The sequence below is a fragment of the Geobacillus sp. CAMR5420 genome, from assembly GCF_000691465.1.
Classification (GTDB): Bacteria; Bacillota; Bacilli; order Bacillales; family Anoxybacillaceae; genus Geobacillus; species Geobacillus thermoleovorans.
Genome location: NZ_JHUS01000089.1, coordinates 1 through 9,142 on the forward strand (window position 1 = coordinate 1; position 9,142 = coordinate 9,142).

Consider the following 9,142-nt stretch of genomic DNA (forward strand, 5'->3'; position numbering starts at 1 on the left):
GCAAACCCACAATGAGGGCAACGTTCCTGTGTCTCTGTTTTCTCTACATGAATCGCATAACCATAGGAAAGAAGTTCTTGTTTAATCACTTTAAATTCTGGCAATCCTAGTGGTATAGAAAGCACTTACGAGACCTCCTTAATGTTGATTTCACCGCTAACATTATTGCCAGGATCTCGTCAGTGCTTTCTCTTTTTTGTCACTAAATCACAAAATTTGGTGATGAACCAAAAGTATTTTAGCTTTACCTTGTTTTATAGCCATTGTTGGGTAAGGTTCCCACGTAGCATGAGCTGCTATTTTTCCTGTATTTACATTTTCTAATCCTACAGCTACAGATTGATCTATTATAGTTACTTTATTTAACAAGTTATTAGACTTTAAAGTCTGTAAAAGCATTTTGTGTGCGCTTGATCCGTAGGGGACAGAAACCTCTTTCCCCTTTAACTGACTAATATCATTAATGCCATCAATTGGAGCTATTATGCTTTGATTCATCCCGTTTTTTCCTTTTCCATCAATAGCTACTATTTTCGCATCTAATTGTTCTAGCTCAACCGACTTGGCACCAGCTAATAAAGCAGGCATATCACCAAGGAATGCTATTTGTACTTTACCTGAAGACATAGCATTTACAAGTGGAACACCTGATGATGAGTTAAACCATTGTATTTCAATTTCCGCATCTGGATACATCTCTAATAATTTCTTTTCAAAAATCTTTTGATTTTTAATAATTGTAGCGCCCCACGTCTGAGCCGTAGGAGTTTGATATCCGATTGTTAAGCTTATACTTTTTTTATCTAGATTGGGTTTACTTTGCTTAGAAGAACAAGATGCCAATAATAGTACTATAAATATTAACAAAATTTTGAAATATTTATAGCTTATCGACATCATTTTTCCATTAACCCCCATACAACGTTCTCTTCGAACCAATCTCTTATAATGAATATTCGTTGTTCTACTTCTTTTAATGTATTTCCCCTCACCAGTACTATTGCTATAGAATCAATTACAGAGTTAGGATTATTAAAAGTTTCACCCTCATTTCCGAAAGGATCATACAATACTACCCAATCAAATGGAATTTTAGATGGCCTGGACAATAATTTACCATTTTTCGAAGGGATAAAGACTCCACCTACTAAACTTTTTAGTTCTACTGTCGAGGGGATTTCTATAGGTAATGAGCACTCATTTCTCACCCATATCCTATATAAATCTATTCCATACGCCTCATTTATAGCGGCATCAAGTCGTCCACCTCCGACTCTTGAAGCAATCTCACAAAAAACTAATTCATCATTTTCTGTATGGAAAATTTCACAATGGAATGGTGTAAAATTCGGAGTGGGTAATGATTTAATTATTTCTTCAGTAAAATATTTTATTCTTTTAAATAAACTGTGATTAGGTGGTAATAAAGTATACGAAGAACCTTTTTTAAAACTGAGTGCATCATCTAGATATTGTCCCACTGAAATAAAAGCTATTTTTCCATCGGAAATTATTCCATCAACATTGTGCATTGTCCCTTTTATAAAAGTTTCTACCATCATATCTTTTGGTATTCCTTTTTCTAAATATAATTTTAGCTCTTGATGGTTTTTTATTACACTTACACTTTTTGATGCCATTCCATCTACCGGTTTGATAATAAAAGGATAACCGTGTGTCTTTTCAAAGTCATATAAATCTACTGAGCTTTCAATTTTTTTATACGCAGGCGTTTTTAATCCGGCGCTAGAAACGTAGTCCTTCATAATAACTTTATCTCTGAAGGCAAGTGCACTTTTCATATTTTGACCTCTTAGATTAAATCTCTCTCTTAGTCTAGCTGCTCTAACAATTTCTGTTTCATCTAAAGCTATTATTGCATCATACGGATTTTGTTCATATAACTCAATTGCGTCATAATCTACCAAACCATTATCTTGAAACTTTTTATAAGATTTCTTTATATCAAATCCTACAAATTGATCTGAAAATCTCTCATTAGTGAACAAATATATTTCACTGTTATAATCTTCAAGCCATTCTTTGTATTTTGCAACATTAATCGGAAATCTGTTTAGTATCAATACTGCCAATTTCTTTCTCCTCCATTAACTCTAATTTATTAATCAAAATACCAATTGTTGAACATAATATTACAAACATTCCGATAAGATATATTATAATTTGAATAGAGATAACTTCTCCCAATTTACCAATTATACTATATATAAACGCACCTAATAATGAGATGAACATATTGATTATGCTGTTAACCCTTCCTTGAAAATTATTATCTACCTTTTCAAGAATTATAGTGCTAAATAATGTTCTTGACTGAAGTGCAACTGCACCTAGAAAAAACATCACTGTCCCGATAATTAATATGCTTTTCGTTACTGGAATTAAACACAGCAGCCCACCTAAAGCGGCTATACTCATCCAAATAAAATTTCTCCTACCCATTAATTTAATTATCCTTATTAGGCACAATCCGCCCACTATAGAACCCACTGCAAAAATACCTTCAAGGAGGCTTAATGTTGCCGGCCCTTCAGCTAAGATTTTAGTGACATAAGGAACCATAATAATATTGACTATCTGAATCACAAATTCGTTTAATGCTACTAAACAACCGAAAAGTACAATGATTTTTCTAGCAGATAAATACTTAGCAGTGGATTTCAATTGCACGAAAAAGTCATGAAACTCAATAGTATTTTTCTTTTTCAGAGTATTATTTTTCCGTTGTCTTATACTTAGAATACTTATTGCAGCTATAATAAACAAAATTGAATTAAAAAATACTGCAAATACATCTGCTATGTATTCAAAGAGAAAACCTGCAATAGCTGTTCCTATTATCATTCCTATTTGAAAAGTTACGTTTAATGACGTATTTCCCTTTAACAACTCATCGTTTGTTAATAGTTCCTTCATCAACCCTTTAAATGCAGGCATATAGAATCTATCGACAACATTCCAAAGAAAAGTTACTACATACAATATTAATAAATTTAAACTATCAATTAAAATTGCTAAAGGTATAATAATAAGTAATAGCGATCTTAAAAATTGTACAACAACAATAGTCTTCTTCCTATTCCAAATATCAACAAGCACACCAATAAAAGGTGATAATAAAATTCTTGGAATTGTAGAGATGGCCAAAACTGTCCCAATTGCTGAGGCTGTTTGAGTAATATCATAAGCTAACCAGGTTACTACAAAGGCCTGTAAACCAAATCCAATAGAACTAAAAAAATTATTAGATAACAGTAATAAAAAGGTCTTGTTTTGGTACATTAAAAATTGCTCCAATCATACTAATTTAACATTAATTTTTTTTATGGCATTTTTGGCTTTGGATAATGCGTCATCTGTACTATTACCTTTCGCAATAACATATGCTAATCTATCAAACGAACTTAAAGCAGATCTTACAACGTCACCTTTATTCTTCAATAAATTAGCTTCCACTACTCCTTCCGATGCTCTTACATTTTCTAAACCGTTTATTTCACATATTTCACCCTCTTCTTCAGGAAGATAGTACCAAATGGCGTGATAATGCTTTATTTTTAATTCCGGAATGCCTACATCTTCTCCTAATGTTTGTTGTGCGGTCATCTTAATTAAGTCTATACCTGTGGACTTTTCTATTAATTCTGGAATAAAATCCCCTCCCAATCTAGTATGCGTTTCAACAATGTTTATATTACCGCTTGGGTCCACTATAACCTCTGTATGAGAAGGTCCATGTGTTATTCCTAAACATGCAAGACAGTCATAAACTTTTTTTTCAATTTTTGATCTTATAGAAGAAGGAATGGAGGCAAATACAACATGCCCTTTTTCAACTGGATAAGTTTGATTTTTAAATTTCTTGGTTATGACAGTTACGATGTGCTTACCATTTTGACTAAAAACTTCAACACTATATTCATCTCCATTTAAATACTCTTCAACAAGCACTTCTTTATTAGGATTTTCAGCTTTTATAAGGGCTAAAGCTTTATCTATCTCATTCTTTTCCTTTATAATAGATACTCCAATACTTCCCCATTCATCTACAGGTTTAAGAACAACAGGAAGACCAACCCCATCAATGAATCTTTCAATATCTCGCCTATTTATTGCACAAGAAAATTTAACATTATCAATACCATTGCTATTTAATTTTTCTCTCATCAGTACTTTATTTCTTACTGTTTGAATAACTTCGTAACTATAAAAATTTAGACCGAGTTCCTCCGCAATTAATGCAGCTTTATCTTGCAGTTTTTCGTGATACGCCCCAATTGCATAAAACGGTTCAATTTTATTTATAGCTTTTGCTAATTCAATCCACTCATTCGTATCTTCAACATTTTCAATTCCTATAATTCTTTCATATATACCTGCATCACTATTTTTTATTTTTTTTCTGTCAGTCATTAATGTTAATTTTGCATTGTGTTTCTTTAACTGTTTATGGACGGGTCTCATACCGCCTATTACCAATACGTGTTTCGTCAATTTTTCATTACTCCTTTCATTCTTTTAGACTCTGCATTTTTAAGAAATTGTACTGGATCTGTTATCTTCTGATTTGTGTCAAATGAATAACATTCGTTTCTTAACCAGAAACGCTTTTCTATTTCCGGAAAAGGCAAGTCATATACACCTTCATCTTCGGAAGCTTTTCTCATCCATTCATATGTTAGGCCTCTTTCTTCATTCCATTGTTTTAAGTCTTTAGAAGATTTTATTTCATTATTGCTAAGCGCCCTTTTAAATCTTTTAATCTCTCTGGCGATTTGACTAGAACCATTATTAATTTGCCTGAAAATTTGTTCGGTTAATTCGTTAACATCTACAGTTTCAGTAATATCATAACCCAAGTTTTTTAATGACTTGATTCCAGCTGAAATTAATTTTAATGCTTTATCATCACAAACCTTATCACCAGATAAGGTTCCTGATAATGTTCTAATTATTTTTCTCATTGTATGTCCTGGACCTTTCCCCTCTGGTCTTACACCGTCATAATATAGCGCCATGAGTGTTCTTAAATGATTAGCCCATAGGTAAACTTCGTTATAGTTAAATTTAGGGAATTGTGCTTTTACTTCCTTCGTAAGATCAATAAAAAACTCACTTTCATACCAATGAATTAAATTATCTTTTACAAAGGAAAGTCGTTCGAGAAATAACGCACTATCTGTTGAAATTCCATTTATACCTTCGATAAACCCTATAGTCGAAATAGGTATAATGCCATGTTTATATGGTAAAAATATTTTCAAATAATATCCTTGCGGTTTATTTTTTCCTAGTCTTAACGGAATATTGTTTTCCCAACTAATAACATTTCTTTCTGGTACTTTCTTTGATAAGACGGTATTTCTAATCCCTAGTTCATACGGAGCTAAATAGATTAATTGAGAAGGATCTATACCTAAAGCTAGATTCAAAAAATTGAGAATAAAGTCTATAGATGGTTCTACACTTTTATCTCCAAACCGAAATATAGATAACATAACTTCAAATGGAGTAGCTAATGGATACTTCCCTACATCTTCTAATCTGTTAGCTGAAAAAACCCTTTGTGCTGTTATATATTTTTGTGGTATCTCATGTTTTTTCTCCTTTTCTGCTTCAAAAAGATCCATATTTGCCATAATAGCAGATCCAATAAAAAATGTGTCTGCATTATTACGTATAATGGGGCTTTCTGGAATTAATTTATAATTATTGCTAACGCCCATTTTAATAAATAAGTCTCTAATCATGATATTCCCCTACTTTATTTGATAAAGTTGTTATTGGTCTGACTTGAAATATATAAATTTTTTGATTTTGTGCTCCCCATTCAATATCAACAGGGTATCCATATAAATTTTCTATATAATTCGCTATTTCCGCTAAATTATTAAAAATTTTATAATTAGACTTATAACTTGACTTACTTAACGTTTCCCTAATATCAACTTTTCCGTTAACCACATTGGAAGCCCCACCATAACTAGCTTCTATTAACATATCATTTTCATCGTCACCTATAGGATTACAAGTAAATATAACTCCCCCCAAATCTTGTTTTAAATATGGTTGTATTAAAACAGCCAAATCCACCTCATCTTTACTAAAGTAATATTTTATTATTCCTTTTTTTCCGGATTCTTGTACATATTGGATTGCATTATATAAATCGAATGATTCCATTTTACAGATTTTAGATTCTAAAATACCTGCTACTGACTTATCTATAAGATCTTCGCTAGGTGAGCTACTTCGAACAACTAAATGTGAACATTCTGGGAAAAGCATTTTAATCTCATTTAATAGTATCTCAACGTCATTTGCAGTATAGTCGTTTATATTTATACTAGACGGTATTACTATACCGGGTAATACATTAATATTGTGTTTTAAAAGTTCATATAACCTATAAGCTTTATTGCCAACAATAACAGAGTTGGAGGCATCATCAAGTTTAACAAAAGGAATTTTCTTTTCATTTACCTTTCTATGGATAACTTTCACATATCCTTGATCCGCATTTAAATTTATAAAGGATCCTTCAGGTATTTTAGAAAAGACGTTGGGAATTCCTATTAAACAGGGTTTTTTTAATTCTCTTGCTATAACCGCTGCGTGACTTAAGATTCCCCCTTCTTCTGTAATGAATCCCTTAGATTTCATCATTGCATCCATAAAATTAAAGTCAGTACCCTTAGCTACTAAAATATCTTCTTTTGTTATGTAATTTAAGTCACTGATATCTCTAACATGTTTGACATATCCCTTAACATTTCCCATGCTTGCCGTAGTACCTTTTATTTGGTCATTTTTATCAGTTTTAAAATCAACTACTAATGTAGCTTCACGTGCTTTATCTCCAATCAAACAGTTTTCTATTCTATTTAATACAACATAGTCATACCTTAAATTAATAGTTTCTTCACTTAATCTTTTTTGGTTCTCAGCTAATTCAAAGAGTTCAAACAACATGTATCTTGACAAGTTCTCCCTCTTTTCACCTGTTAAACTTGCTAAGTTATTTAGAAGCCTATTTCTCTGGTAGGCTACTTGTCCCATTAATGCTTTATTTTTATCTCTTAAATCCCCTACTTTTATAGCAATGTCATTTAATTTAATAAGTTTATCCCTTATCTCATGAGATCTAATGATTTTATCAACTAGAGAATTACTTTTATTACAATCAGTTAAATTATCCAATTTATTAAAAAGTTGTATTCGTTCTTTTAAGGGAGTCTCTATTAAATACTTTAACTTTTCAGCTGCAACATTATTTTTCTTAACAGCACCATAGGCGTAGTTTAAATTTTTATATTTAGATAAATACTCTTTTTCCGCTTCTCTTAAAGTTAATTTTTTCTCACTGACTTTAATAGATAAAGCCAAAGCAGTTTTTTCTGCTATAACTCCTATCGTTGCTTTTTCAGAACCAAGGAGATACGGAATATATTTTCTCACATCTTCTTTAGGTATTTCTTCTAGTAGGAGTTGCTCCATTGCCCATTTTAGTCCATGTTCAATTTGAACCAGATTTATACCATAAATTTCTCCTAAAGCGGTGTACTGAAGAGATGCAATCCTTTCCACTGTTTCAAGAGAACTATCTAAAGATATTTTTTCAGAAGAAATTTCTTGCAACATATTAATTAAACGATTTTTTGGTTTTTTTATATACAGATCCAACTGTTTTAACAAATCAGGTAACTATTCAGCCCGTACATAGAAAAAATTTACGAGAGCCGGTTTGTTCGCACCTTCCTTGTCTATACTAATTACCATCATAGACATGGGAGGTGAACACAATGGCAAATGTTGCTTTTGGCTTCCAACAAGCGGTCTTCACACTTGAAAGCATGGTCGCAAAAATCGAACACCAAGCACAAACGATGGAAAAACTCATCAAAGAAAACGAACAACTACGTCAAGAAAACCAACAGCTCCGACAAGAAAACCAGCAATGGAAAGCACGTATTGCAGAATTAGAAGCCCGTACGAAAAAAAACAGTACGAATAGTCATTTCCCGCCGTCCTCTGACCGGTTTGAGGCGAAATCTCCTTCTCGTCCACCATCGGAGAAACGGCCGGGAGGACAGCCAGGGCACCAAGGAACGACGCTCCGCCAATCACCGAATCCTGACCATCGAGTCCTTCACCGTGTGACCCAATGCAAAGGATGTGGTCACTCGTTAGAACATATCGATCCACTTCAAGTAGACATTCGCCAAGTGTTCGACCTCCCAGTGGTTCGCATGGAAGTCACTCAACACGAGCGGGAAATCAAGCGTTGTCCTGAATGCCGACTTGTCCAGCAGGCGGAGTTCCCTTTTTATGTCACGAATCATGTCCAGTACGGTCCAGCTATCACTTCCCTTATTTTATACTGGAATCATGCACAGTTGATCCCGTGCGAGCGTGTCACGGAGATGGTCAAAGCGCTCACTGACCATTCGATGAGTGCAGGCACAGTCGTGAACATGACGAGACGGTGGCAGCCTGTGGCAGAAGCCGCGATCGAAGAAATCGAAGCCGCGCTGCTCACTTCGAGCACGCTGCACGTCGATGAAACGAGCCTGCGTGTGAAAGGAACGAAACAATGGGTGCACGTCGCTTCCACTTCCAAGGAAACCCGATACGGGATTCATCGCTCGCGTGGCAAACAAGCGACGGATGACATCGGGATTTTGCCGCGGTACAAAGGAACGATGGTGCATGATGCGTATGCCGTATACCCGATGTATACGCAGGCGAGCCATGCCCTTTGCCACGCCCATCATCTCCGGGAGCTTCGGGAGTATACCGAACTTTACCATCACTCTTGGTCGAACAAGATGGCTGAAGCACTGTTGGAGATGAAACAGGCAGTGGAGAAAGCGGGCGGAGCCTTGCCGGAAGAGAAAGTCCGGTATTGGGAAGTGGTGTACGACGAGCTTCTTTCGAATGGGCGCCAGGAACTCGATGAACGTTGCCGACAAGGCAATCATCTCGGTGTCCGCAAAGCGGAACATTTCATCCGGCGCCTAGAAAAGCGCAAGCAAGAAGCGCTTCTCTTCCTGCGAAAGAAAGAAGTGCCGTTTGACAACAACCAAGCCGAGCGCGATTTGCGGATGGTGAAAGTCAAACA

The 9,142-nt window shown here is 34.6% G+C and carries 7 protein-coding genes and 1 pseudogene; 1 reads left to right on the forward strand and 7 read right to left on the reverse strand.

Annotation, left to right across the window (positions count from 1 at the left end; genetic code table 11):
* From DI44_RS19790 to DI44_RS00075, 7 genes and pseudogenes are all read right to left on the reverse strand, one after another.
* A pseudogene (locus DI44_RS19790) lies at positions 1-125 on the reverse strand (ISL3 family transposase); the annotation flags it as partial.
* Between the two features lie 82 nt (positions 126-207).
* Positions 208-918: an ABC transporter substrate-binding protein gene (locus tag DI44_RS0117515; RefSeq protein ID WP_128723173.1), complete on the reverse strand. Its 711-nt coding sequence runs from the start codon at positions 916-918 to the stop codon at positions 208-210.
* Positions 897-2,093, reverse strand: coding sequence for an ATP-grasp domain-containing protein (locus DI44_RS00095; protein WP_021322226.1), 1,197 nt, complete (start codon positions 2,091-2,093; stop codon positions 897-899). The genes DI44_RS0117515 and DI44_RS00095 overlap by 22 nt, the downstream gene beginning before the upstream one ends.
* The gene (locus DI44_RS00090; protein WP_033026754.1) at positions 2,059-3,303 is read right to left on the reverse strand and encodes an MFS transporter; all 1,245 of its coding nucleotides are present in this window, start codon (positions 3,301-3,303) and stop codon (positions 2,059-2,061) included. Before DI44_RS00090 ends, DI44_RS00095 begins: the two co-directional genes overlap by 35 nt.
* Positions 3,304-3,318: 15 nt before the next feature.
* Complete coding sequence (locus DI44_RS00085) at positions 3,319-4,515, reverse strand: ATP-grasp domain-containing protein (protein ID WP_033026756.1); 1,197 nt, start codon at positions 4,513-4,515, stop codon at positions 3,319-3,321.
* A complete protein-coding gene (locus DI44_RS00080; protein WP_033026758.1) occupies positions 4,512-5,771 on the reverse strand; it encodes a hypothetical protein in 1,260 nt (419 codons plus the stop codon). Before DI44_RS00080 ends, DI44_RS00085 begins: the two co-directional genes overlap by 4 nt.
* Positions 5,764-7,716, reverse strand: coding sequence for a PEP/pyruvate-binding domain-containing protein (locus DI44_RS00075; protein WP_081704467.1), 1,953 nt, complete (start codon positions 7,714-7,716; stop codon positions 5,764-5,766). Before DI44_RS00075 ends, DI44_RS00080 begins: the two co-directional genes overlap by 8 nt.
* Positions 7,717-7,823: 107 nt before the next feature.
* Between DI44_RS00075 and DI44_RS0117520 the strand changes: the two genes are divergently transcribed.
* The coding region (locus DI44_RS0117520) for an IS66 family transposase (protein ID WP_033026763.1) at positions 7,824-9,142 on the forward strand (1,319 nt) is incomplete at its 3' end.

What these genes read in the sequence shown, in the direction of transcription:
- DI44_RS0117515 (WP_128723173.1), bottom strand. Translation starts at nt 918, where the DNA reads ATGGGGGTTAATGGAAAAATGATGTCGATAAGCTATAAATATTTCAAA.
- DI44_RS00090 (WP_033026754.1), bottom strand. Translation starts at nt 3,303, where the DNA reads ATGTACCAAAACAAGACCTTTTTATTACTGTTATCTAATAATTTTTTT.
- DI44_RS00080 (WP_033026758.1), bottom strand. Translation starts at nt 5,771, where the DNA reads ATGATTAGAGACTTATTTATTAAAATGGGCGTTAGCAATAATTATAAA.